This is a genomic window from Flavobacterium sp. SLB02, assembly GCF_009664855.1.
GTDB lineage: Bacteria > Bacteroidota > Bacteroidia > Flavobacteriales > Flavobacteriaceae > Flavobacterium.
Window position 1 is genome coordinate 1,006,695 of record NZ_CP045928.1, and the last position, 24,449, is coordinate 1,031,143.

21 protein-coding genes and 1 pseudogene are annotated in these 24,449 nt (G+C 34.2%); 17 read left to right on the top strand and 5 right to left on the bottom strand.

Annotated elements, in window-relative coordinates; all coding sequences use genetic code 11:
- Positions 1 to 450: 450 nt before the first annotated feature.
- The 4 genes and pseudogenes from GIY83_RS25150 to GIY83_RS04105 form a co-directional block, all read right to left on the bottom strand.
- Positions 451 to 789: pseudogene (locus GIY83_RS25150) on the bottom strand (TlpA family protein disulfide reductase); the annotation flags it as partial.
- Between the two features lie 66 nt (positions 790 to 855).
- Positions 856 to 1,617, bottom strand: a complete 762-nt coding sequence (locus tag GIY83_RS04095; RefSeq protein WP_194618277.1) for a DUF4369 domain-containing protein — start codon at positions 1,615 to 1,617, stop codon at positions 856 to 858.
- 259 nt (positions 1,618 to 1,876) lie between these two features.
- Positions 1,877 to 2,317: a KTSC domain-containing protein gene (locus GIY83_RS04100; protein ID WP_194618278.1), complete on the bottom strand. Its 441-nt coding sequence runs from the start codon at positions 2,315 to 2,317 to the stop codon at positions 1,877 to 1,879.
- 537 nt (positions 2,318 to 2,854) lie between these two features.
- The gene (locus GIY83_RS04105) at positions 2,855 to 3,106 is read right to left on the bottom strand and encodes a hypothetical protein (protein WP_089480432.1); all 252 of its coding nucleotides are present in this window, start codon (positions 3,104 to 3,106) and stop codon (positions 2,855 to 2,857) included.
- A gap of 88 nt (positions 3,107 to 3,194) precedes the next feature.
- On the opposite strand from GIY83_RS04105, the gene GIY83_RS04110 reads away from it, so the two are divergent.
- The 12 genes from GIY83_RS04110 (at position 3,195) to GIY83_RS04165 (ending at position 14,410) form a co-directional block, all read left to right on the top strand.
- The gene (locus GIY83_RS04110) at positions 3,195 to 3,737 is read left to right on the top strand and encodes a hypothetical protein (RefSeq protein WP_194618280.1); all 543 of its coding nucleotides are present in this window, start codon (positions 3,195 to 3,197) and stop codon (positions 3,735 to 3,737) included.
- Positions 3,737 to 3,883 carry a hypothetical protein gene (locus GIY83_RS04115; protein ID WP_194618281.1) on the top strand — a complete coding sequence of 49 codons (147 nt, stop codon included), beginning with the start codon at positions 3,737 to 3,739 and terminating at the stop codon, positions 3,881 to 3,883. The genes GIY83_RS04110 and GIY83_RS04115 overlap by 1 nt, the downstream gene beginning before the upstream one ends.
- 91 nt (positions 3,884 to 3,974) lie before the next feature.
- Positions 3,975 to 4,205, top strand: a complete 231-nt coding sequence (locus GIY83_RS04120) for a hypothetical protein (protein WP_194618282.1) — start codon at positions 3,975 to 3,977, stop codon at positions 4,203 to 4,205.
- Entirely contained in the window at positions 4,195 to 4,575 is a 381-nt protein-coding gene (locus GIY83_RS04125) for a YchJ family protein (RefSeq protein ID WP_208684947.1), read from the top strand. Before GIY83_RS04120 ends, GIY83_RS04125 begins: the two co-directional genes overlap by 11 nt.
- Positions 4,576 to 4,681: 106 nt before the next feature.
- The gene (locus GIY83_RS04130; protein ID WP_208684955.1) at positions 4,682 to 5,800 is read left to right on the top strand and encodes a VWA domain-containing protein; all 1,119 of its coding nucleotides are present in this window, start codon (positions 4,682 to 4,684) and stop codon (positions 5,798 to 5,800) included.
- A 166-nt stretch (positions 5,801 to 5,966) separates the two neighbouring features.
- A complete protein-coding gene (locus GIY83_RS04135; protein ID WP_194618285.1) occupies positions 5,967 to 7,430 on the top strand; it encodes an AAA family ATPase in 1,464 nt (487 codons plus the stop codon).
- Between the two features lie 353 nt (positions 7,431 to 7,783).
- Complete coding sequence (locus GIY83_RS04140) at positions 7,784 to 8,377, top strand: 2OG-Fe(II) oxygenase family protein (protein WP_194618286.1); 594 nt, start codon at positions 7,784 to 7,786, stop codon at positions 8,375 to 8,377.
- 264 nt (positions 8,378 to 8,641) lie between these two features.
- Positions 8,642 to 9,082 carry a MarR family winged helix-turn-helix transcriptional regulator gene (locus tag GIY83_RS04145; protein WP_194618287.1) on the top strand — a complete coding sequence of 147 codons (441 nt, stop codon included), beginning with the start codon at positions 8,642 to 8,644 and terminating at the stop codon, positions 9,080 to 9,082.
- 1 nt (position 9,083) lies between these two features.
- The gene (locus tag GIY83_RS04150) at positions 9,084 to 10,403 is read left to right on the top strand and encodes a serine hydrolase (protein WP_208684957.1); all 1,320 of its coding nucleotides are present in this window, start codon (positions 9,084 to 9,086) and stop codon (positions 10,401 to 10,403) included.
- Between the two features lie 30 nt (positions 10,404 to 10,433).
- Positions 10,434 to 11,288: a DMT family transporter gene (locus GIY83_RS04155; protein WP_208684959.1), complete on the top strand. Its 855-nt coding sequence runs from the start codon at positions 10,434 to 10,436 to the stop codon at positions 11,286 to 11,288.
- A gap of 466 nt (positions 11,289 to 11,754) precedes the next feature.
- Positions 11,755 to 13,041, top strand: coding sequence for a Glu/Leu/Phe/Val dehydrogenase (locus tag GIY83_RS04160; protein WP_229029208.1), 1,287 nt, complete (start codon positions 11,755 to 11,757; stop codon positions 13,039 to 13,041).
- A gap of 145 nt (positions 13,042 to 13,186) precedes the next feature.
- The gene (locus GIY83_RS04165; protein WP_208684961.1) at positions 13,187 to 14,410 is read left to right on the top strand and encodes a sterol desaturase family protein; all 1,224 of its coding nucleotides are present in this window, start codon (positions 13,187 to 13,189) and stop codon (positions 14,408 to 14,410) included.
- 226 nt (positions 14,411 to 14,636) lie between these two features.
- Here the strand turns inward: GIY83_RS04165 and GIY83_RS04170 are convergent, their stop codons facing one another.
- Positions 14,637 to 16,235, bottom strand: coding sequence for a DUF6377 domain-containing protein (locus GIY83_RS04170; protein WP_208684963.1), 1,599 nt, complete (start codon positions 16,233 to 16,235; stop codon positions 14,637 to 14,639).
- Between the two features lie 483 nt (positions 16,236 to 16,718).
- On the opposite strand from GIY83_RS04170, the gene GIY83_RS04175 reads away from it, so the two are divergent.
- The 5 genes from GIY83_RS04175 to GIY83_RS04195 all read left to right on the top strand — a co-directional run bounded on the left by GIY83_RS04175 (position 16,719) and on the right by GIY83_RS04195 (position 24,436).
- Positions 16,719 to 17,243, top strand: a complete 525-nt coding sequence (locus GIY83_RS04175) for a DUF5004 domain-containing protein (protein ID WP_208684965.1) — start codon at positions 16,719 to 16,721, stop codon at positions 17,241 to 17,243.
- Between the two features lie 7 nt (positions 17,244 to 17,250).
- Entirely contained in the window at positions 17,251 to 18,333 is a 1,083-nt protein-coding gene (locus tag GIY83_RS04180; RefSeq protein WP_208684967.1) for a hypothetical protein, read from the top strand.
- Between the two features lie 119 nt (positions 18,334 to 18,452).
- The gene (locus GIY83_RS04185; protein WP_208684969.1) at positions 18,453 to 21,473 is read left to right on the top strand and encodes a TonB-dependent receptor; all 3,021 of its coding nucleotides are present in this window, start codon (positions 18,453 to 18,455) and stop codon (positions 21,471 to 21,473) included.
- 24 nt (positions 21,474 to 21,497) lie between these two features.
- Positions 21,498 to 23,012 (top strand): RagB/SusD family nutrient uptake outer membrane protein, encoded by a 1,515-nt coding sequence (locus GIY83_RS04190; RefSeq protein WP_208684971.1) that lies wholly within the window; start codon positions 21,498 to 21,500, stop codon positions 23,010 to 23,012.
- 179 nt (positions 23,013 to 23,191) lie between these two features.
- Entirely contained in the window at positions 23,192 to 24,436 is a 1,245-nt protein-coding gene (locus GIY83_RS04195; protein WP_208684973.1) for a glycoside hydrolase family 71/99-like protein, read from the top strand.
- Positions 24,437 to 24,449 lie beyond the last annotated feature (13 nt).

Genomic DNA, 24,449 nt, shown 5'->3' on the forward strand with positions numbered 1-24,449 from the left:
GTTGGAATTGAATAAAATAAAAAATATCTAATTAGCATTTTTTTTTAACTTATTCTTGAATATAAGATTATTCTTAAGTTGTAATTATGTGTTTTTACTTTTAATTCTGGGAGACTTATGTCTTGAACAGCTAATTTTCCTGATAAATCAAGAATAAAAATTAAAGAACATATTTTCTTTACTCTGGCTCACAATTGCTTTTTCAGAAAATAACGTAGCAACTTTAAATATCAGCAGCTCTTGATAAGGCTTTTTAAGCCCGCTAACAGATTTTTTAAATAATACCAAATTTTTATAGTCAGTATTCTTTAGTTTTGAGCATAACGTATTTTTGTCTGCAAAACTAGAGTTACATTTAATTCTGGGTTATTTTCAATTTTGGGATAGATCAAAACAAAAAAAAATCTCCTAAGTTTTTAGGAGATTTTTTGTTTTATTCTGAAATCGGTATTATTTAGCTAAAAGCTCTAATATTTTTGCTCTCAATTCAGGACCTCTTAAGTCTTGAGCAACTACTTTTCCTGATGCATCAAGAATAAAAGTTGCAGGAATAGATTCTACTCCGTATTGTTTAGCAATTGGCTCTTCCCAAAACTTAAGGTTAGAAACATGAGTCCAGGTTAAACCATCTTTTGCGATAGCTTCTGTCCACTTGCTTTTTTCCTTATCTAATGATACACCAATAATATTTAATCCTTTTGAGTGTAGCTCTTTATAAATCGCTACAACATTAGGGTTTTCTTTTCTACATGGTCCACACCACGAAGCCCAGAAATCTACAATTGTTACTTTGCCTAAACTTTCTTTAAGCGAAACAACTTTTCCTTCCGGATTAGGAGCTGAAAAATCTGCTCTTCAGTTAGGGCTACCAACAGGAGCTGCTGATGCACCAACTGCAGGTAATTGCGCTTGACCTAGTTTTGTTTTAATTTCTTTTCCAGTAGTACTGTTTTTCAAAGACTCATCCAAAGCATTAAATAAGCTTTCTGTCTTTTTAATATCAGCACTTGGGTCAGACACCATACTTTGAATAATCAAAGCAGAGATGTAAGCTTTAGGGTGGCTTTCAGCGTAAGCTAAATATTTCTTTTTAGAGTTAGCCTGAACTTCAGTTTGTAAAGTCATGTATTGTTTCATCAAACCGTTGATAGTTGCTGTATCCTGAGCTTGTTGAGCTTGTTGCATTTTTTGAGTATTCTTTTTCTGAAAATCAATTAAACTTTTTTGAGTTTTAGTTAAATCCTCATTAAATTTCACGTACTCGTCATTGTTATAAGTTCCAGAAATTTTAGATTTATGAATACTATCTTTATCAATTGCAATAGTAATTTCTCCTGTTTCTAATATAAAAGGGATTGGCCCATTAGCACCTTGAAGAATTAAAGTATGAAAAGCTGGTTCAGTTACTTTTCCTTTTATTTCGAATTTTCCGTTTTCAACTTTTACTGTATCAAGAGCCACTGCCATTTTAGTAGTTGGGTCCTGACCTTGAAGAATGATTGTTTTTCCGTTTTCAATACCTGTTGCAGTTCCTGTAATTAGGTATTCTCCGTCTTTAACTTTACTGCATGAAATAATCGCTACAGAAGCGGTTAGTAAAAAAAGTATTTTTTTCATTATAAAAAATTAATTAGTTAATTGATTTGTGCAACAAAAGTATCTAAAAATATAAAACTTAAAGAATTTTGTAACCTAAAATTTTGTTATAGTTTTTTTTAGCGTAATTCTCATGTAATCAGCGTGTTTGTTGGTCTGATTTGACTCAAAACTCTTAATTATATTATTATTATGAATCTAAATAGATAATTTTTTAATTTTTAAGCATAAAAAAAGCACTCTGATAAGGGAGTGCTTTTGTAAATATTTAAGTATAAATCTATTCTTGATTTGTTTTCTTTCTCCAGGTAAAAGAGTTCAGAATGTGTCTTTTTGCGAATCTTCCAGGAGAATCAGCATTTACCATTTTTACATAAGTTGCTTTAGGAACACTAATGTATTCGTAAACACTTCCGTTAGAAAAATCGATGATTAAACGACCATCAACAAATTTATAATCAGTAATTGATGAAGTTGCGATAGTCTCTGTGTATTCCGGTAAATTTGCTTTAATCGTCTCAGGATTAATACTCACCAAAAAGTGATAAGCCTCAATGATAGCCTTACTTTTTTCTTCTGCTTCTTTCAAACCTGCTTCATCACCTTGAAATTTATCAGGATGAGCTTCTTTCATCGCATTACGATAGATTGTTTTTAAATCTTTTAACTCTGCAGTTTTGTCTACGTTTAGTAACTTGCGGTATTCAACTATTTTTTTCATAAATAAGGTAACTACTTGTCTATTAGTTTGAAATTGAAATTAATTGTTCAAAAAGACAAATTTTTTGCAAAGGTACACTTTTTTTTAACTTTTTAGTTTTCAAGGAAAAAATATTCGAAAAATATCTAAAAGATTGATTGTGAATAGCTGGATGAAGGTTTTTTGTTTGTATAAAAATAATAAAGAATTATTTCCCCCTATGCGTTCTAAAAGAAGTTCACTGAACTCCAATTAAAATAAAAGTAAAGTGACCTAACCTTTTGTTATGCCCTCCCAGTACACAAGGTTTTCTACTTCTATTTGGGGCTCAATAGTTTTTGTGAGATATTTGGTCTTCAAAAATTTGAAAGAGGTTTATTTTTAGCACAGAAAACGCACATTTTTTTTTAGGAATTTTATAAAAAAAAAATACAAAGTTCACAAAGCGTTGTATTTAACCAACTTTGTGAACTTTGTGCTTTCTTAGGGTAATAATAATTGAAATCTTTGTGTTCTCTGCGGTGAAATTCTCATTTCAAAACTTGCTGAAACAAATTTTTACTTATCCTCAGGTTTCTGATTTGCCTTATGAAAGTTTTTAGATTTCTTTGGGTATTTATCATAACTAATGTCGCTTGGATTTTCGATAACAGATTTTATAGTAATCAATTCCCCTAAAGTATGATTAGCATGAGCGATTTTATAATCTAAAAGATATTCACCACAAAAATAATTGTTGTTTTCATCTTTCTCCATGATGCCTGTATAAACTCCTTTTTGCAACATTTTTTCTTGTGAATCTTTAGACATGACTTTTTTTATTTTAAAATTAAAGGTACAAAGTTAATCAATTTATGTTTGTTTTAGGGAGTTCTTTACAATCTGAGTATATTTGCACATGCAAAAAAACTTCAAGCCACATCCTAATTCGTTCAAAAATACATTTTGTGTTTTTCATGAAGTACTTTTAAATGAAATTGAAGGTTTAAAGAAACAGTTTGAAAGCAAAGCCGGAAGTGCCTATTATTACACCGAAAAGGGAATGTATCGAGTTTCGAATCATTGGGGAAGATTAGCCAACAGTAAATGGCGTTTGGTGGCACGTGAACCGGAAACCGAATCGAAAACAAAAATAGGTTTTGCCAATTGGAAGGAGTTTTATTCTGATAATGCCCAAGAGAAGCTGTATTATATCGAGGCCGATTTTGATAAAAATACCGTAACCTATCAGCACAAGAAGAATCCCAAATATGATGGCAAACCAGTTTTAAGAACCAGTTTTGAGACCACTAAACGAATCAAACAAATCCGGAATTTGCAGCAACTAACATCATGGGCGAAACATTTTGATTATGATGATATCGATGATCTAAGAAAGCAAATCATCAACGAACTGATTTACACCGATAAAACTTTAGAAGAAATTAAAAGAGAAATATAATGGGACGCAACAACGAAAGGAATATCAAAAAGCATAACGACAAATTGCACAAAGCCCAAAACAAAGTAAAACAGGCTGAAATTGCACGTAAAGAAAAATTAAAAGAAATTATTAAGAAGTTCAACGAAGATAAAAAACAAGAATAAAAAAGTTTCAGATTTCAAGTTTCAGGTTGAACTTTTGCTTAAGGTGACCTGAAACTTGAAATCTGAAAGTAAAAATAACAAAACATTATATATGAGTAAATTTGAAGATTTAAAAGTTAACGTACAGGAAATTATAGATTTAATTGCGGCAAAAAATAACAGAGAAGCCAATAACAAATTGCTTGAAGTAAACGAAACTTTAGACGAAATGCTGGATCATGCCGAAGAAGACGAAGATTTAAGAGAAATAAGCAGATATCAGGTTTTATTGAATCAATTACACGTTAAGATTAACGGCGAAGAGCAAGTTGATGGAGAATAAAAAATGTTATTGCGATACCGGTTTATTGTTTAAAGATTGCTGCGGATTGTATCTTGAAGACAATCAAAAAGGGCCAACGGCTTTGGCTTTGATGCGTTCAAGATTTTCGGCGTATGCCACTCATAACGCCGATTATCTTTTACAGACTACCTATATTTCTGAACGAAAATATTATTCAAAATCAGAAATTCTAAATTGGGCAACAAGCAATAAATGGCAAAAACTGGAGATTTTAAGTTTTACTGAAAACACAGTAGAATTTAAAGCCAATTTTCTCGATTCAAACAATGAGCCGCAGGTTCATTATGAGTTTTCGACCTTCAGATTCGAAAATAATGCATGGTATTACCTTGATGGAAAGTTTGAATAATTAGTAGACTTCTTGCCAATTTCGGCTAATTTTATTGAAATACTTTAACTAAAAATTAATAAACGTTTCTTTTTTCATAATTCTAAAATAGCGTAATTTTAGAATTATGAAAAACGAATTTAAAAAAGGTTTTTATTTTAAGACGTACGAAGCCCCATTTCAGTCTCCGTTTGAAAAACTTTTTGGCATTTTCAAAGAGCTAATCACCCATACTTCGGGCGATTTTGATGAAGCTATAGACTGGCTTCGGGAGTTGGACAAAGAATATAAACTGACCGACGAAAACTACACAATCGATGATTTTATCGAAGATTTAAAAAAGAAAGGTTACATAAAAGACGAGGTTAAAGAAGACGGAACAGGAGGTTTTGCAATCACTGCTAAAACAGAACGTGCCATTCGTCAACAAGCTTTAGATCAAATTTTCGGAAATTTAAAACGTTCCGGAGCAGGAAATCACAAAACCAAACATGCCGGAAATGGCGATGAACATACCGGAGAATTCCGCGAATTTAATTTTGGAGATGGTTTAGAACGTATTTCACTGACCGAAAGTTTGCGAAATGCTCAAATCAACAATGGCGTAGAGAGTTTCATGCTGACCGAAAATGATCTGGTGGTCGAAGAAACCCAATATAAAGCCCAAATGAGTACGGTGTTAATGATTGACATCAGCCACAGTATGATTTTGTACGGCGAAGACAGAATTACGCCGGCCAAAAAAGTTGCGATGGCTCTGGCTGAACTAATCACAACTCGTTATCCAAAAGATACGCTGGATATTTTGGTTTTCGGAAACGATGCCTGGGTAATTCCAATCAAGGATTTACCGTATTTACAAGTGGGGCCATATCATACAAACACAGTTGCAGGTTTGCAATTGGCAATGGATATTTTGCGCAGAAAACGAAATACCAACAAGCAAATTTTCATGATTACCGACGGGAAACCAAGCTGCGTGCGCGAGCGTGACGGTTCATATTATATGAACAGTAACGGACTCGACGAATATATTGTAGAGAAATGTTACACCCAGGCGCAGCAAGCTAGAAAATTACATATTCCCATTACAACATTTATGATTGCAAACGATCAGTATTTACAGCGTTTTGTCAATCATTTTACCGAAGCCAATCAGGGAAAAGCATTTTATACCGGACTTAAAGGTTTGGGCGAAATGATTTTTGAAGATTATGAGACCAATAGGAAGAAGAGAGTTAGATAGTTTTCGGTCTTAGTCTGGGTTTGTAGGTTTCTTCGTGAGTGGCATCAAAGCGGATTTTTTATGCAACGCATACTGTAGAGACCAATAGCTCTGCGTCTTTGCAAAGTAATGACACAATATTTGTCATTAAAAAAAAATAACAACAAAAACATATATTTCAATAAAAATGGAAATAAAAAATATAAACACACTCGGACAATTAAAAGCCTCAGGATATAAAAGTATAAGTATCAAAGACGAATTGCGAAATAATCTTCGTGAGAAAATAAAATCGGGGAAACCTGTTTTCGAAGGCGTTCATGGTTTTGAAAATACGGTTATTCCAGAATTAGAGCGCGCGATTTTATCTCGTCATAATATCAATTTGTTAGGCCTTCGTGGTCAGGCAAAAACGCGTTTGGCGCGTAAAATGGTCGAATTATTAGACCAATACATTCCCTTTGTAGAAGGTTCAGAAATCAATGACGATCCGCTTAATCCAATCTCTCGTTTTGCAAAAGATTTAATCGATGAAAAAGGCGATGAAACTCCAATTTTGTGGTTGCACAGAAACGAACGTTTCTTTGAAAAATTAGCAACTCCTGATGTTACCGTAGCTGATTTAATTGGAGATGTTGACCCTATAAAAGCAGCTAATCTTAAATTATCCTATGCAGATGATCGTGTAATTCACTTTGGGATGATTCCAAGAGCGAATCGTTGTATTTTTGTAATCAACGAATTACCCGATTTGCAAGCCAGAATTCAGGTAGCATTATTTAATATTTTGCAGGAAGGCGATATCCAAATTAGAGGATTTAAACTCAGAATGCCACTGGATATGCAATTTATCTTTACCGCAAATCCGGAAGATTATACCAATCGCGGAAGTATTGTAACACCATTAAAAGACAGAATTGGTTCTCAAATCCTGACGCATTATCCTGAAAGCGTTGCTATTGCCAGAACCATTACAGAACAAGAAGCAAAACTGGACGAAACACAACACAAATTGGTTTATGTGCCAAGTCTGGCTAAAGATATCTTAGAGCAAATAAGTTTTGAAGCGCGCGATAGCGAATACATTGATAATAAAAGTGGTGTAAGTGCCAGAATGAGCATTACTGCTTTTGAGAATTTAATGAGTACAGCTGAGCGCCGTGCTTTAAAAGCCGGAGTTGATAAAACAACTTTACGTTTGTCTGATTTCATAGGGATTATTCCTGCTATTACTGGAAAAGTGGAATTGGTTTATGAAGGAGAGCAGGAGGGAGCTGCCGCAGTGGCACAGAATTTAATTGGATCTGCTATTCGAACTTTATTCCCGACACTTTTGCCTAAGATTGAGAAGTTGGAAAAATCTGGAGAGAAAACACCGTATTCTGATTTAATCGAATGGTTTTTTGCTGAAAGTGGTTTCGAATTATTAGACGATGCTTCAGATAAGGAATATCAGGCGATTTTGGATGAAGTAACTCCATTAGAAACTTTATTGAAAAAATATCAGCCACAATTAGATAAAAAAGACCAATATTTTTTCAAAGAATTTATTTTATGGGGATTGGTGGAATATAAAAAATTAAGCAAAGATCGCTTTGCACAAGGGCATCAGTTTAAAGATATGTACGGAAGTTATATTAGTAAGTTGTAAATTTAAAATTGCGTATTACAAATCAAACCCGACAGTTTTTAAAACCTGTCGGGTTTTGTGTTTTAGTTTTCGTACAGTTTGTCATCTTGATGCAGAAGAGATCACACGTAAGTCAATAAAGATTGGCAATTTTATTTCGGAGTTTCTAGTGCCTTCAACTTCGTCTGTTCACTATTGCTAGAGTCTTGTTTCAGATAACAAGATTGACTAAAAACTCAGACTGATTAGTGCATGTGTTTTTTGGCTTGCCCAAAGTATTTCTCTTCTTTTATTTATTGAAAATAAACCCGTTGCCATTTTTAATTATTCTACCTTGCTGCGTTAGCTGTATTTGCAGTTTTCCCAAAACAAAAATGGAAAATGGTTTCGAGGATCTGATTGCGAGTTATATTGAAAACAAAGTAGGGATATCAGAACATTTTTTAAGTCCTGAGCTGGCCAATCACTTAAAACAAAACTTACTTGATTTAAACCAGAAAAGTTTATTGCTGGCCGCAGGAATTGGCAATTCAGAGAAAGTGTCTTACGACGGGGCTATTCGTAGCGATTCTATTTATTGGCTGGATAAAAAGCACAATAATGTTTTCGAAAATGAATTCTTTGCTCGCATCGATGCTTTTATTATTTACTTAAACGAAAGTTGTTATGCCGGAATTACCGGTTATGAATTTCATTATTCTTTATACGAAACCGGAGATTTTTACCTGAAACATTTGGATCAGTTTAAGAATAATCCAAGCCGTAAATATTCGATGATTAGCTATCTTAACAGCAATTGGCAGGAAAGCGATGGGGGAGAACTGATGATTCATCAGGAAAATAGCAATCAAAAAATATCACCTACTCAGGGCAAAACCGTTTTTTTTAAAAGTAATGAATTGGTTCATGAAGTTTTGGTTACTCAAAATACCAGAATGAGTATTACTGGCTGGCTTAAAGGTGATTAGTTTTTTAGAAAATAGAAAATAGAAAAATGAGAGTTTAACCGCAAGAGAGCACAAAGTTTTTTTTACGGGGATGAAATAATCTCGGCAAAGGTGCAAGGACGCAAAATTTATATTATTGATGACTTGGGTATCTTAAATTAATCCCAAAATAAGAGCATAAAACTTAAAAAAAAATGCGGCTCTGATTCTTTGAGATTAAAAAAATATATCAATTATATGATTTATGTTGATATATCAATTATATTTGCGTCAAATAAAAAAGATATGAAACTTGAAAACCCAACCGGAACTGCTTTGTATTCAATAGAAAAAGCAATAAAGGAATATCGAAAGCTGGCCCAGAAAAATATCAGCAAAGTTGTAAAAGACATTACAGTAGATCAATGTTTAGTATTGATTATATTAAATGAAAATCAGAATATTTCTCAGAACGAATTGGCCAATCTTGTTTTTAAGGATAACGCATCAATAACTAGAATGATCGAACTGATGGTTAAAAATGAATATTTAAACCGAACGATTCATCCGGAAGATCGAAGAAAATTTAATCTCGAAATCACCAATAAAGGACTAAAAACGCTGGAGTTAATACAACCTGTTATTAAGTCAAACAGGCAAACAGCACTTGATGGTTTATCACTGGAAGAAATAGCATTACTAGATAAAACACTTAATAAAATAATCATTAATTGTAAAAATAAATAGCATGAAATCAAGATTAACTCTAATGGTATTGTTGGTATTTACTTGTGGATATTCACAAAAAGAAATTAGTAGTAAGCTAGAACAATACATGGACGCACAATTTGCTGTTAATGATTTTAGCGGTACAGTTCTGGTTTCTAAAAACGATTCGGTTTTATTAAAAAAGGCCTATGGTTTTGCCAATTACGAATGGAAAGTGAAAAATACGATAGATTCAAAATTTAGTTTAGCTTCGGTTTCGAAGCAATTTACCGCCGTTGCTATTTTACAATTAGCAGAGTACAAAAAACTTTCGTTAGAGGATCCTTTAAATAAATATTTTGTTGGTTTTCCTCAGGGAGATAAAATAACTTTGAAAATGATGTTAAGCCACAATTCAGGTCTGGATATGGATTATGACGAGTTGTATTTGTCTAAAACAGACCTTAATAAAGATTCGGTCTACACGTATCTGGCAAAAAAGCCTTTGTTGTTTGAACCGGGAACGAGTACAGCTTACAGTAATATTGGTTATTATTTATTGGCGCAAATTGTAGAGAAAGTATCCGGTCAGTCTTATGCAGCATATTTAAAGCAAAATGTATTGGATAAGGCAAAAATGTACAATTCAGGAGTTTCGACTAGTGATGAAATAGTCGATAAAATGACACAGAGATATTATTTTAAAGATAATAAATTAGTAAAAAATCCGTACATCAACTGGAATTTTAACTTGGGGCATGATGGTGTTTATTCGACTGTTGAAGATTTATATTTATGGAATAAAGCACTTTTTGATAGCCAAACGTTATTATCTGAAGAATCAAAAAAGAAAATGTTCACATCGTATAATGAACAGAATTTTGGTTTTGGAGTTGTGATTAATCCTTTTTACAATCAAAATCACCAGTTAATTGCGCATGATGGAGGTTTTTTTGGAGCCATGACTTCGTTTAATAAATATACAGAAGATAAAGTTTTTATTACTGTTTTGTCTAACAACCAATCAAAGTCATATTACATTGCTTATGGCCTTGCCGGAATATGTTTTGGCAAAGAAGTAGAAAATCCGTACAAACATATCCAAACTATAATAGATCCTAACCTTTACGATCAGTACATTGGTGATTATGGAGATATTAAGATTCTAAAGAAAGATAATAAGTTGTATTACAATGATTATAATATCGAATTGCTGCCGGAATCTGTAACCAAATTTTTCCGCTCAGATAATAACAATACCACAGTTGAATTTATTACAAATAAAAAAAGAAAAATTACGCAGTTAGAAATAAAAAAGGCTGGAATAAAAGAAATAAAAAATAAAACCAAAGGAGTTTAAGTACTATTTTTGTGCTCAAAATGTAATCCTATGTTATTTCTTGTTTTAAGTATTCTGTGTAGTGTTATTGTGGGTGTAATTTTTAAAATAACCAGAAAATACAAGGGCAATCCAACTCAAATTGTGACTTTCAATTATGCGACAGCTTTAGCGCTGTGTTACTTTACTTTTAGTCCAAATTTGGCCCAAGTCGATACCAGCGCGCCCTGGAATATTTACATTGCTATTGGGGTTTTATTGCCTTTTGTGCTTCTTTCTCTAGTGGCTTCTATAAAACATATTGGGATTGTAAAAACTGATGCCGCACAGCGTTTATCACTATTTATACCCATATTGGCAGCCTGGCTTATTTTTAAGGAAGAATTTAATTCTTATAAAGTCATTGGAATCATTATAGGTTTTATGGCTCTTTTGTTTATTCTAAGAAAACAATCTGTAAACACAGAAAATAAATGGTTTTTCCCGGCGGCAGTTTTACTGGGTTTTGGAGTAATTGATATTCTTTTCAAACAAGTAGCGCTTTATACCACTTTGCCTTATCCAACCTCTTTATTTGTTGTTTTTTGCATTGCTTTATCAGTAGCCGTATTAATTTCTATTTATGAAATAGGGATTAAAAAGGTAAAATTAGAACCTAATAATATTCTTTTTGGCGCTTTGGTAGGAATCTTTAATTTCGGAAATATTTTATTTTATTTAAAAGCTCATAAGGCTTTCGCCGAAAATCCTTCGACAGTTTTTGCCGGAATGAACATGGGAGTTATTGTTTTAGGAAGTCTTGTTGGTCTGCTTTTTTTCAAGGAAAAATTATCTAAAATTAATTTTATAGGCATCTTTTTGGCCTTGATTTCGATTGTTTTTATCGTTATTTCGCAATTTAAATAATTTATTTTCAATTCTTAATTTGTTAGTTTACAGCTTCTTTTAGGCTGATTTTAATAATTATTAAAATAAACTCTACTAATTCTATAGAATTTGTAAATATATTTTATAGATTTGCAGTAACAATGAAAAACTTTAGTCTATATATCATCCCGCTTATGTGCAGCTTGACGATGTGCTGCATGTCCAGCGATGCGATGAAATGGCGTTAATAGAGAAAAACTTGTTAGTTATTTTTTTTTTAGCCTTTCATGCACCATGAAAGGCTTTTTTTAGAACTATTAAAAAATGAATAAAATGAGATCAAATAGAAATACAAGTAGTATGATGGAGTGCTGTCTGATGAAAATTCCATGTTGGAGCTGTAGCAATTATCAAAAATAATAAAAGCTCTTTTGTAGCCATCAGAAGTCTTTTTAATGGATCAGTTTCTAAACACAATAAACCCAAATTAAAAAAAATATATATCATGAGTACAGAATTAATAAAACAGAATCCCTTTCAATCTATGATTGATCGCTTTAATATCGCTGCCGATATTCTAAATTTAGACGAATCGATCAGGCAGAAACTGCAACGACCTGAAAAACAAATTGTAGTTAATTTTTCTATCACATTAGATAATGGAAATGAACAAAATTTTGAAGGATATCGCGTGATTCACAATACGGCTTTAGGGCCATCAAAAGGTGGAATTCGATATGATAATGCCGTAAACCTTGATGAAGTAAAAGCACTTGCGGCCTGGATGACTTGGAAATCTGCTGTAACCGGAATTCCCTTTGGAGGAGCAAAAGGTGGAATCATTTGTGATCCTAGAACGCTTTCTAAAACAGAATTAGAAAAAATTACAAGAGCGTATACCAAAGCTTTATCAGATATTTTTGGACCTGAAAAAGATGTTCCTGCTCCGGACATGGGAACAGGCCCTGACGAGATGGGCTGGTTGATGGATGAGTTTTCATTAGTTCACGGCAAAACAATTCACGCCGTTGTAACGGGAAAACATTTGCATTCAGGAGGATCTTTAGGCAGGGTAGAAGCAACCGGAAGAGGCGTAAGTATTATTACATTATTGGCTCTTCAAAAATTAAAACTAAGACCAGCAAGATCTACTGTTGCCATTCAGGGATTTGGTAATGTAGGATTGCATTCGGCTTTGTTTTTGTTCGAAAAAGGACTAAAAGTAGTGGCTGTTAGTGATGTTTCCGAAGCTTTTTATAATCCTGAAGGATTGAATATTCCCGAGTTAATCCTGTATTATAACCTGAATAATAAAAGTATTAAAGGATATCCAAATTCAGTTGCCATCAAACATGAAGAGCTTTTATTGCTGGATGTAGATGTGTTGATTCCTGCTGCCAAAGAAGATGTTATCACGCAAAAAAATGCCAATGATATCCGCGCTAAAATTATCGTAGAGGGTGCAAACGGACCAGTTTCGTCTGATGCGGATGCAATATTGCACAATAATAATGTATTAGTTGTTCCTGATATTTTAGCCAATGCTGGAGGAGTAACCGTTTCTTATTTCGAATGGCTTCAGAATTCGCTTTTAGAATCCTGGAGAATTCACCAGATCAATACACGTTTAGAAGATATTTTAGAAAAAGGTTTCGAAACCGTTTTTAGAATCGCAGCCAAACATAACGTAACGCCACGTATTGCTGCCTATGTTATTGCTTTGCAAAAAGTAGCCGATACACAATCTGTAAAAGAAGTTGCGTTGGCTGAGCCAAAGTTTAAGCAGAATTAAAAATTAGGTTTTAGAATATAAAGACTGTTTTCATTGATTAATATTATTTTCAAAAGAGAAGGTATTAATCGGTGAAAATATCTTTGTTTTAAGTTTATAGTAAATGTATTTGAGTTTTTTATAAATCAAAAAAGGAATTTTTCAAATGAAACATATCAATTTTCTAGCTTTTGCAATGCCCGCTTTTTTTCTGTTCTTGTTTTTAGAATATAAATTAGCGCAGCGCAAAAAGAGACCGGAAATTTTTAACTACGAAAGTTCAGTGTCTAATATTAGCATTGGTATTGCAGAGCGACTGATCAATTTATTTATAGCCGCAAGTTTTTATCAATTGTATTATTTGATATATGACAATTATAGAATTTTTGATATCCCAAGCAATGTTTTTGTTTGGTCTGCCTTGATCCTGGCGACCGATTTTGTTTGGTATTGGTACCACAGATTAGGTCATGAAGTCAATTTTTTCTGGGCAGCACATATTGTGCATCACCACAGCGAAGAATTTAATTTTACGGCTGCCGCCAGAATTACCACTTTTCAGGCCATAATAAGAACCGGTTTTTGGTGTATACTTCCCTTGGTTGGTTTTCATCCATCGATGGTAATTACAATGCTCATTGTTCACGGAGCGTATTCTTTTTTTACCCACACACAACTTATCGCACGCATAAAATGGCTGGAATATGTTTTTGTAACACCATCTGTCCATGGGGTTCACCATGCTTCTGACCAGAAATATTTAGATAAAAATTATGGAGATATGTTTACCTTTTGGGACCGTCTTTTTGGCACTTTTCAGCAAGAGGAAGAAAAACCAAAGTACGGTTTAACGCATCCGCTAAAAAGTTATAGTTTCCTCTGGCAACACTTTCATTATTATTTTGAAATCTACGAATTATGGAAACGCTCTGAAGGTTTTAAAGCCAAATGGAAAGCCGTTTTTGGAAGCCCCGCCCACATGGATCAGGATATTCGTCCTATATTAGAAAAACGCTTTCTGCAGGATAAAGCCAATCCGCATCAAAGGCTTCGATTTAAGAATTATCTTTATATTCAATTGGGAGTTTGCACTTTGTTCTTGACGGTTTTTACATATTATTTTGAATATCTGAATCTCGTTGATAAGGTTTTTGTGCTTTTGATTATTCTCATTACTTTAGTGAATTGTGGGGCTTTATTAGAACAGCGAAAATGGATGTATTATCTTGAATATGCTCGTATTTTTATCTTTACGACGTACTTTTTATACATAGAAAATCTAATTTCGTTTTTCTTTATTCCACTTGCAATCATGATTTTTGCCGAGCAGTTATTTTCGTTAAGTACCAGATATCAAAATGTGATTCTTCAGTTGGAGGCATCAGAGTAAAAATAGGCCACTGATTATGCGGATTAAAACAGATTTTCGCAGATTTTTTATTGTTGATCTGGGAAACAGAGTAGCGGTCTAAAAAGTTAGCCACGTATTCACGAATTATTATACATATTCTTTATGTGAAAAATTCGTGAACTTGTGGCTGTTTTTTCTCAAAGGTTGAAAAAAAAAGAGAATCTGTGTAAATCTGTTTTAACCCGTTCAACCAGCGGGCAAAAAATTATATTGTTTTAATCGCCATAATCTTCTCTTCAAAAGTATCCTTAAAGTCTGATTTGCTTTTGATTCTGGTTTTGTACGTATAGATTGTAGCTACAGAAAGTTCAAGGAATTCTGCCATTTGGTTGCTGTCCTGAATTCCTAACCGGTACAAGGCAAAAATGCGTAATTCGGTGTTTAAAAGTTCTCCTTTTTTAACGACACATTTATGATCATTGGGGAATAAATGATTAAAATCGGTCACAAAAGTGGGGAATAACTTCAGGAAGATTTCATCAAACTGATGAAAAAGATTCTCGCGTTCTTCCTTTACATTGTAACGTTTTAGACTCGCAATAACTTCGTCTGTTTTCTTGGTAATGATTTTATGAAGCGTGCTTTTCTGTATATGATCTATTTTATTGATGAAAGCCGAAGTTGCTTTAATAAAATAAGTAATATATTCCTCTTTAATAGCATTGGCTTCACTCAGACTAATATTCATTTCCTGAAGTTGAGCGTAAGAGGAAGCCATTATTTTTCTGGCTTTATTTCTCTCTTTTAATTGTTTGAAAATGATAATCGAGAATAAAATAATAATTACCGTAAGGATTGTCAGCAGAATAATGATCCTTTCGAGTTTATCGTTTTTCTCTTTTACATTGTTCAATTGTGCTTTTTCGATAATAGGCAATATCGACGAAATTTCGATTTTACGATGTCTGGCATTATAAAAAGTAGCATCATCCATGGCAATGTTAATGTACTCATTTGCCTTGTCCAGATAACCCATTTTAAAGAGTTCGTTGGCCAGATTTCTAAGCGCAACGGTTTCTTTTGTCGCATTTTTAACATCGGCAATTGCGGCCAGGGCCAGGTAATAAATAGCTTTTTTAGTATATCCTCTTTCAGAATAAATATATCCCAGACTCGAGGTTGCAATACCATAATAGTCAGGCGGTAATTTGTAGTTGTTAATCCAGTAGCTAAACGCAAATTCGGCGCCACGCCAGTCTTGCTGTTTCAATCGTTTTAAACTCTCTGCTGCCCAATATTCGTTGGTATTGGTTCCTATTAATTCCAGTGCTTTTTTAAGGAAATGATTGCCCTGTTGTATATAATGAATATTAAAGCGCTGGTCTTTATTATAATCGGCAAGATCATAATAGGCGCGGGCTTTTATCGAATAAAATTCGAACTTGTTTCTTTGGTCGAGTTTTTTATCGTCAATCACATTCAAGGTATCAATAGCTTCTTTAAAAAGACCGGAGGAAAGTAATACAAAACCTTCTTTAATTCGGCTTTTGGCTAAGTAAATAGGTTCTTTAAGCACAATTGCTTTGATCTTGGCCTGTTCTAAATAATAATAGGCCGAGTCGTATTTAAAAGATTTATATTCTTCAAAGAGCAGCATATAATTATTATAAAGCTGCTGGTTGTTCTGGCTCAAAGTAAACTTAGAAACGTTTTTCTTAAGAGCTTCGATTTTACGATACTTCTGGTTTAAGTAGATTTCCTTTTTAAGGAGCACTTTATCTAATTCTTCCAGAACAGGATTTGTCTCTTTCGCAGAGAGAGAAAAACCTGCAAGTAAAAAATATAGAATTACTATTCTTCGCATGTTTTTGGTTTGGTTTAGGGGAAAAAATGTTTAAGTCTTACTTGCGTTAATTCGTTTTTTAATTCAAAAATAGTTTAAGAGCTGATGATTAGCAACTTTTAAAAAATGGGTAGCTTCTTTTGTAAAATATAACAGGAGAAAGGAAGATTATAGGGAAAAATCGGGTTTAGAATGTTAAAAGTAATCTAATGACTTGCAATTATACAATAAAAAGCAATTAAATATATGTATAGTGAAAAAAAAATCTGTTTTAATTTGGTTATTGTCATTTTTACCATAGTTTATTTACATTTTTCATCTCAACAAAACCTTGATTTTTTAATTTATGAAAACGTTATAGTTTGTTGATTTTCAATAAATTATAATTTAAAATTGCTGAATTATATCTTGATTTTTTACAGATATTTTTTTTTAGATTTATTTAACATCTAGTTTCGTACTGTCCTTTTAAAGGGATAAAAAAACTAACAAAAACCAAAATTTATGAGATGTAAAAGTATTTACTGGTTAGCTGTTTTTATGTGTTTATTTGCCATTGGCTGTGATAACACAGAAGACGGAAGCTACATTGATCCGATTACCATTTATGAGAAAGTAAATGGAAACTGGGGATTAACAAATTTGAAAATGGTCGATGAATTTGCAAAGGCAAATAAGATCGAGCCAAGTGAAGAAAACTTGAATACCTATTTCAACTACGAAGATTTTAAAATCAAATTTAATGTAGATGAAAAGAACCATCCAACAAGTTACGAAGTTACAGGAGATGTGCCCCCTTTATTTGCCCCAAAAGGATATTGGCAGTTGAGCTCAGATTTTCAGCCAACAAATCCGGGTAATCCTGTCAAAATTTATTTGTATAGTGATGCTCAAAAAACTCAAAAAACAGATGAACTTCGATTATCATCGGTTCCGGGTAAAAACGGAGAGATGGAAATTCAGTTAGCACGCGGGTCCGGGGGAAGTGTGTTTATTTCCTATGTGTTTAAATTAACAGCTATTAATTAAAAGTAATATGAAAAAAATTATATATACAATTTTACTTGCCCTATTGATCGCTCCTAATTTTGTGCAGGCACAAGAAACAACCGGAGCTGTAGGGAGTATGACATCATTTCCTGTAGTATACAAATATGATGAAAAAGTGACGTGGTTTTTTGATCTTTCGGGAACTACATTTGCTGAGAATGAGAATTTATATTTATGGATTTGGTCTCCATCAGAACCAGATTCAGGAAATTGGGAAAACTCATCAGAATTTGCCAAACTAACCCATGTAAAAGACAAAATCTGGAGTTTTACTTTAACTCCAACAGAATATTTTTCCAGAACCCCGGCTGAAATCGCAGCAAGTGCAGGATTCTGGCTTCGTATAAAAAACAAAAACGGATCCAAACAAAGTGAAGTGGCCAATATGCCGTACACTGATTTTTCATCATTTTACACAGCCAATGAGCTGATCAGAGCTTATCCGACAAAACCAACAATTGATAAAGGAGTAAGTATTTTGTTTAATGCCAATCTGGCTCCGGGATTTGCCGGTGCTACAAGTGTTCACATGCACAGCGGACTAAACGACTGGAATATTCAGCAAATTTACGAAGCATCGAAACCGGAGATTGCAGAGAAAACAAAATTGAAAGATTTAGGAAACGGTTTTTATAAAATGGATTTGGTTCCCAAAGATTATTACAATGCGCCAGAGGGTTACGTGATGGAAAATTTGGTTTTTTTGATGGTAAAAGACAATTGGGCAGGAACAACTCCAGATCAGGTTCTATACGCCGGAGCTTTTGTACCACCACCAGCGCCGGTTTTTGGATTTTTCCCTTTACAAATTAGTCAAAAGGATTTTCTTGGAATGTCGAGAAAAAATAACGAATCGGGTGTAAACAAATTAATCTACACCATTACAGGGGGAAGTAAAATAATTTCTGGTGAGTTTACCGGAGGAACCGCTGAGATAAAAGGATTTGTGAATTTGGTTTCAGAACTTAAGGATGTTCCAAATTTAACTGAAATTCATGTTGTGGTAAAAGACAATAAAGACAAAACAATTTCGGATACTACCATTCCCCTTAAAACTTTGGACAAATAAGTCACTATCAAATTAAATCATCAATTCTAATCAAATGAGCATAACCCAAAATTGGTCATAATAACTAATAGTGGATATGCGAATTCAGATGACCGATAAAAAACAATAAATAACTACATATGAATAGTAAAAATAAAAAAATAGTCCTGCATCAAATGTGGACTACTAAAAATGTGGTATTCATGATTTTCATGCTTTTTCTTTCGGCAGGAATCTTTGCGCAGGAAAAAAAGCAGGTATCAGGTACCGTTTATGATAATACAGGAAGTGTATTGCCTGGAGCAACGGTAATTGAGGTAGGCACCAGAAATGCGACCACTACAGATTTTGACGGAAAATTTATCCTGACTGTAGCCCTAGGAAGTTCTATCGAAGTTTCCTTTATTGGATCTACCAACCAAAAGATTCAGATTACAGCAGCCACAAAACCAAACATAGATGTTCGTTTGCAAAATGACGGGTATCAGCTTGCAGAAGTTCAGGTAGTTTCTGTGGGATACGGAACGCAAAAAAAATCAGATTTAACCGGAGCCATTTCGAGTGTAAAAGCAGATGATCTGGTAAAAGGAACAATTTCTTCTACAGAACAGGTTTTACAAGGAAAAGTGGCGGGATTAAATATCATTCGTCCTTCTGGAGATCCTGCCGCGGGTTCTACAATCCGTTTACGCGGAGGAACTTCACTTACAGCAAGCAACAGTCCCCTTATTGTGGTTGATGGTATTGCAGGGGTTGATATTAATATTGTTCAGCCATCAGATATTAAATCGGTAGACGTTCTTAAAGATGCCTCGGCGACAGCCATCTACGGATCAAGGGGAGCAAATGGAGTTATTATCATTACCACAAAATCAGGTACAAAAGGAGTTTCGGTAACCTACAGCGGATTATCAAGCGTAGGTTATGTAACAGATAATTTAGATCTTTTATCAGCCAATCAATGGAGAGGTTACGTGCGCAGTACAGGAAACAAAGATGCTGTTGATTATGGTGGAAATACAAACTGGCAAAAAGCAATCCAGCAGACGGCTATTTCACAATCGCATACTTTGAGCATAAATTCAGGTAAGGCTGAGAGTGGTTTTAGAACTTCACTTTCGTACTTAAACAATGAAGGGGTGATCAAAAAAACGGGTCTTGAAAGATTAAGCGGAAATATTAACGCTTACCAATATCTTGGAGATAATAAAGACGTAAAATTCGACATGGGTTTATTTGCTAATGTTGATAAATGGCATCCAATGGATTACAGAATTTTTGAGCGTACTTATAATTTAAATCCAACCATTCCGGTATATGATTCTAATGGAGATTTCTCTGCCGTTAGTGGAAATATCTACCAAAATCCGGTTGAAATTTTAACCAACAGAACTGTTGATAACGAAAGACACAGATTGTTAGGTTATTTTAAAACCGAAGTTAAGTTCCTTAAAGATTTTCTTGCTGTAGCCAATATTTCATACGAACATAATGCAGTAAAAGGCAGTACATACAAACCAACTTACGCGATTATGGAAGGGATTGACGAAAAAGGATATGCTCAAAAAACATATGCTGAATACGCCAATGCACAAGGAGAACTTTATGTAAATTATAATAAAGTAATCGATAAGCATACTATTGGTGCTCTTGCCGGATACTCTTACTTAGAGAATATTTACGAAGGTTTTGGCGCACAACGTAGTGGTTTTGTTACAGATGCTTTTAGTTATAACAATCTTGGTGCAGGTTATAATTATCGTTTGGGCGATGTGTATTCTTATAAAGGAAAATCAAATCTGGTTTCGTTTTATGCCCGTGCCAACTATTCTTATGACGGGAAATATTTGCTAACCGGTACCGTAAGACGAGATGGTTCAAGTCGTTTTGGAGAAAACAATAAATGGGGAACTTTCCCATCTGCATCTCTCGCCTGGAAAGTATCAAGCGAAGAGTTTATGAGTTCAACAAAAGGATGGTTAGACACGCTTAAATTTAGAATAGGTTACGGAGTTACCGGTAATCAGGACGGAATTGGAGAATACAAATCGCTTTCGATTTTAGGAGTTGGAAATGACAGTTACTACGATCCAAGTACAGGAAGATGGAGTTTGGCTTATTCGCCGAAACAAAACCCGAATCCTGACTTAAAATGGGAATCAACAAAACAATTAAACATTGGGGTAGATTTTAGTTTGTTCAACAGAATTACAGGTTCATTGGAGTATTATTCAAAAAACACAAACGATTTGCTTTATACCTACGAAGTGCCTCAGCCTCCTTATTTAGTAGGAACAATGCTGGCCAACGTTGGTGAAATGTCTAATAAAGGTGTGGAACTTACTTTGAATGCAGATATTATAAAAGCAGATAAATTTTCGTGGAATGCTAATTTGACTTTAGGACACAATGTTCAAAAAATCGAAAAGTTATCGAATCCTACTTATAAAACAGATGTTATTTACAGCGGATCTTTACACGGATTAGCAGGTATGTCAGGACAATATTCTCAAATTATTGCCGAGGGATATCCTGTTGGAACGTTCTGGGGATTCAAAAATGCGGGTCTTGATGCAGATGGTAAAATTCAATACTATAATGCAGCAGGAAGTATAGTGGCAGAAAGTGCTCTTGTAGATGCTGATAAAAGAGATTTAGGAAATATTCAGCCTGATTTAACGATGGGTATCGGAATGAATTTTACTTACGGAAATTTTGATTTAGGGGTTACAGGATACGGAATGTTTGGTCAAAAAGCATTAAACGCAACCAATATGATGTTGAACGATCCTAACCGACTGCCTACTTTTAATGTTCCGGATGATTTCCTGAATACCGGTATCACATCTGCTCCTAAATATTCAGATTACTGGATCGAAGATGCTTCTTTCTTCAGACTTCAGACCGTTTCAGTAGGATATACTTTGCCATTAAAATACAAAAGTTCAAAGCTTAGAATTTATCTTATGGGAGAAAACCTTGCCGTATTTACAAAATACAAAGGTGTAGATCCTGAGATTGGATTAAATGCGCAAGACGGTATCAATCAAACCGGAGTAATGGATTTGACCGGATTGGCGGCTCCCGGAATTGATAGATTTAATAATTATCCTCGGCCAACTACGATTTCTGTTGGATTAAATTTTACGCTGAATAATTAAGCGAATAACTCAAAAATATAAAAAATGAAAGTCAAAATAACAGCATTATTATTAGTAAGTATGCTTTTTACGATATCATGTACAGATTTAAATGAAGATTTATATGATAGGGTAGAAGACGGGGATTTTGGACAAACTCCAAAAGAAGTTGATGCATTAGTAGGAGGAGCGTATTCTTCCCTAAGAGGTTTCTCTGATGGTATATCAACCAATTACCCAACCAGTGAGTACGTATTCTTTTTGAATGAGACCGTTTCAGATGAAGCTACCATTCCTACCAGAGGAACCAACTGGTACGATGGCGGTCAATATCAGGATGCGCAAAGACACACCTGGAAAGCAGATAACCGTATGATTTTATCGGCATGGCGTTACAATTACACCGGAATTGCAAAAATCAATTCGATTATTTATCAGGTAGATAAATCATCATTGACAGCTGGGGCAAAAGCGCCAATTTATGCCGAATTAAAATCCTTAAGAGCGTATTATTACTATAACCTTTTAGATTTATTCGGAAATGTGCCCATCGTAGTGAATTTTGAAGATACCTCTTTACCATCAAATTCTACCAGAAAACAAGTATATGATTTCGTAGAAAAAGAATTGCTCGATGCCATTCCGCATTTAACTTCAAATGTGGTGTATTCTAAATTTACAAAAAATGTAGCCTATTCGCTATTGGCAAGACTGTACTTAAATTCAGAAGCTTTTATTGGTACGCCGCGCTGGCAGGATTGTATCGATATGTGTCAAAAAGTAACAGGATATACATTGGCGCCTGATTTCTTTGCCAATTTTGCGACAGAAAACGAAAAATCCCCAGAGATTATTTTCTCTATTCCTTACGATCAAAAAGCAGGAACAGTAGGAAATTATATGAACTCAATGTCGCTTCATTATTTACATAAACTAACCATTTCTGCTTCAGGAACGGATTATCCTTGGAGTGCCAACGGAATGTGCGCGCAACCGGGTGTTTATTCAGCCTTTGCTGCTACAGACAAAAGAAGAAAATGTATGGTGGTAGGCGACCAGATTAGCCTAGCTACAGGTTCTGTAATTATTATGGATAACGGAGAGCCTTTAACCTATACAGAAGAAGTTACAAGTGTGGCTGATGCCAAAGAAAACCAGGGAGTTCGTTTAGGAAAATACGAAATGAAAGCCGGTGAACAATGGGAACGCGATCATGATTTAGTTTTAATTCGTTATGCCGAGATTTTAATGATGCAGGCAGAGTGTTATGTACGTTTAGGAGCTGCGGATTTGGCAAAACCTTTTGTACAGCAAATTACAGCACGTGCAGGAGAAGAAATGCCTACCGTAATAGACCTTGCTTTTATTGACAAAGAATTGCTTAAGGAATTCACTTTTGAAGGAAGAAGAAGAACAGATAATATCCGTTTTGGAACATTCTTCGGATCATGGTGGGAAAAAGGACCAACGGAGAAATACAGAGCGATTTTCCCAATTCCAAGTACAGTTTTAACAACCAATAAAAATTTAGTACAAAATCCTGGGTATCCTGTAAACTAGGTTATTGAATGTCAGTCTTCCGTGTTGGCTAGTCGTGGAAGGCTGACATGTTTTAAAAATAATTTTTGCCACAGATTTGTGGGTTTTTTACAGATTATAAGCAAGCAAATCAGGCTTATATACAATCTTTTTAATCTTTTAATCAGTGGCAAAAAAATAAAAATAAATAATATATCAATATGAAAAGATCTATCACATTATTGTTTTTTGGGATCATGAATATTATAGTTGCCGCGGGTTGTAGCAGCGATGATAAAAATTCTGATACACCTACAGAACCGGAAACATTTGAACCTGTTGCGATTGAAAAAACAAATAGCACCAAAATTTATGTTCATTACATGCCTTGGTTTGAAACAAATGAAAGTAGTGCCGATAAAAAATGGGGATATCACTGGACAATGGCCAATAAAAATCCAAACAACATTGGCGCAAACAATCGCAGAGAAATTGCGTCGTACTATTATCCACTCATTGGCCCATATCATTCAGGCGATAAAAATGTGATCGAAAATCATTTATTATTGATGAAATATTCAGGAATCGATGGAGTTTTGATCGATTGGTACGGTACTTTTGATGTAAACGATTATCGAATGGTAAAAGAAAACACAGAACAGCTTATTGCCATGCTAGACAAAGTGGGATTAGAATATGCCATAGTTTATGAAGACCGCGTAACCAAAAATGTTGTCGATGCAGGAAAAGCAATTTCAGTTACCAGTGCAGCAAAAACCGATTTAGGTTATATGGAGAAAAATTACTTTGATGATAAAAATTACATCAAAGTAAACGGAAAACCATTACTGCTTAATTTTGGGCCAATTGTATTGCAGACACCAGCCCAGTGGACCAACGTTTTTAATACCCTGACCATAAAACCTACTTTTTTAACGCTCTGGAACGAATCTGTAGATGCGGGAGATAATGCCTCGGGAGAATATGCCTGGGTATATAAAAACAATACCTATCTGACTAATTTTTATACCAATAACAAACCAAAATTAGCTGTTGCAATGGGAGGTGCTTATCCTGGTTTTAAAGATTTTTATGCCGAAGGTGGTGGCGGAGCTGCAATTGGATGGACAATAGAACACAACAATGGAGCAACTCTTGATGAAACACTTTCTCTGGCTAAAAATGCAAATTTAAATTACCTGCAACTAATTACATGGAATGACTTTGGAGAAGGAACAATGTTCGAACCAACAGTAGAATTTGGTTATACCTATATCGAAAAAGTAAAAGCATTTGCGGGAGTAAAAAGTACCGAGGCTGTTTTTCCTGATATCAGTAAAATGTACAATCTGAGATTAGAAAAGAAAGGCAATGCAGATGCCCAGAAAAAATTAGATCAGGCTTTTAATTATTTTGTCTCGATGCAGCCAGCAAAAGCAAAACAGTTACTAAACGAAATTAAATAAAGAGTTGTAATTA

What these genes read in the sequence shown, in the direction of transcription:
- GIY83_RS04125 (WP_208684947.1), top strand. Translation starts at nt 4,195, where the DNA reads ATGGAGAATAAAAAATGTTATTGCGATACCGGTTTATTGTTTAAAGAT.
- GIY83_RS04160 (WP_229029208.1), top strand. Translation starts at nt 11,755, where the DNA reads ATGAGTACAGAATTAATAAAACAGAATCCCTTTCAATCTATGATTGAT.
- GIY83_RS04155 (WP_208684959.1), top strand. Translation starts at nt 10,434, where the DNA reads ATGTTATTTCTTGTTTTAAGTATTCTGTGTAGTGTTATTGTGGGTGTA.
- GIY83_RS04180 (WP_208684967.1), top strand. Translation starts at nt 17,251, where the DNA reads ATGAAAAAAATTATATATACAATTTTACTTGCCCTATTGATCGCTCCT.
- GIY83_RS04105 (WP_089480432.1), bottom strand. Translation starts at nt 3,106, where the DNA reads ATGTCTAAAGATTCACAAGAAAAAATGTTGCAAAAAGGAGTTTATACA.
- GIY83_RS04190 (WP_208684971.1), top strand. Translation starts at nt 21,498, where the DNA reads ATGAAAGTCAAAATAACAGCATTATTATTAGTAAGTATGCTTTTTACG.
- GIY83_RS04135 (WP_194618285.1), top strand. Translation starts at nt 5,967, where the DNA reads ATGGAAATAAAAAATATAAACACACTCGGACAATTAAAAGCCTCAGGA.
- GIY83_RS04185 (WP_208684969.1), top strand. Translation starts at nt 18,453, where the DNA reads ATGAATAGTAAAAATAAAAAAATAGTCCTGCATCAAATGTGGACTACT.
- GIY83_RS04150 (WP_208684957.1), top strand. Translation starts at nt 9,084, where the DNA reads ATGAAATCAAGATTAACTCTAATGGTATTGTTGGTATTTACTTGTGGA.
- GIY83_RS04120 (WP_194618282.1), top strand. Translation starts at nt 3,975, where the DNA reads ATGAGTAAATTTGAAGATTTAAAAGTTAACGTACAGGAAATTATAGAT.
- GIY83_RS04095 (WP_194618277.1), bottom strand. Translation starts at nt 1,617, where the DNA reads ATGAAAAAAATACTTTTTTTACTAACCGCTTCTGTAGCGATTATTTCA.
- GIY83_RS04165 (WP_208684961.1), top strand. Translation starts at nt 13,187, where the DNA reads ATGAAACATATCAATTTTCTAGCTTTTGCAATGCCCGCTTTTTTTCTG.
- GIY83_RS04130 (WP_208684955.1), top strand. Translation starts at nt 4,682, where the DNA reads ATGAAAAACGAATTTAAAAAAGGTTTTTATTTTAAGACGTACGAAGCC.
- GIY83_RS04195 (WP_208684973.1), top strand. Translation starts at nt 23,192, where the DNA reads ATGAAAAGATCTATCACATTATTGTTTTTTGGGATCATGAATATTATA.
- GIY83_RS04115 (WP_194618281.1), top strand. Translation starts at nt 3,737, where the DNA reads ATGGGACGCAACAACGAAAGGAATATCAAAAAGCATAACGACAAATTG.
- GIY83_RS04170 (WP_208684963.1), bottom strand. Translation starts at nt 16,235, where the DNA reads ATGCGAAGAATAGTAATTCTATATTTTTTACTTGCAGGTTTTTCTCTC.
- GIY83_RS04100 (WP_194618278.1), bottom strand. Translation starts at nt 2,317, where the DNA reads ATGAAAAAAATAGTTGAATACCGCAAGTTACTAAACGTAGACAAAACT.
- GIY83_RS04175 (WP_208684965.1), top strand. Translation starts at nt 16,719, where the DNA reads ATGAGATGTAAAAGTATTTACTGGTTAGCTGTTTTTATGTGTTTATTT.
- GIY83_RS04110 (WP_194618280.1), top strand. Translation starts at nt 3,195, where the DNA reads ATGCAAAAAAACTTCAAGCCACATCCTAATTCGTTCAAAAATACATTT.
- GIY83_RS04145 (WP_194618287.1), top strand. Translation starts at nt 8,642, where the DNA reads ATGAAACTTGAAAACCCAACCGGAACTGCTTTGTATTCAATAGAAAAA.
- GIY83_RS04140 (WP_194618286.1), top strand. Translation starts at nt 7,784, where the DNA reads ATGGAAAATGGTTTCGAGGATCTGATTGCGAGTTATATTGAAAACAAA.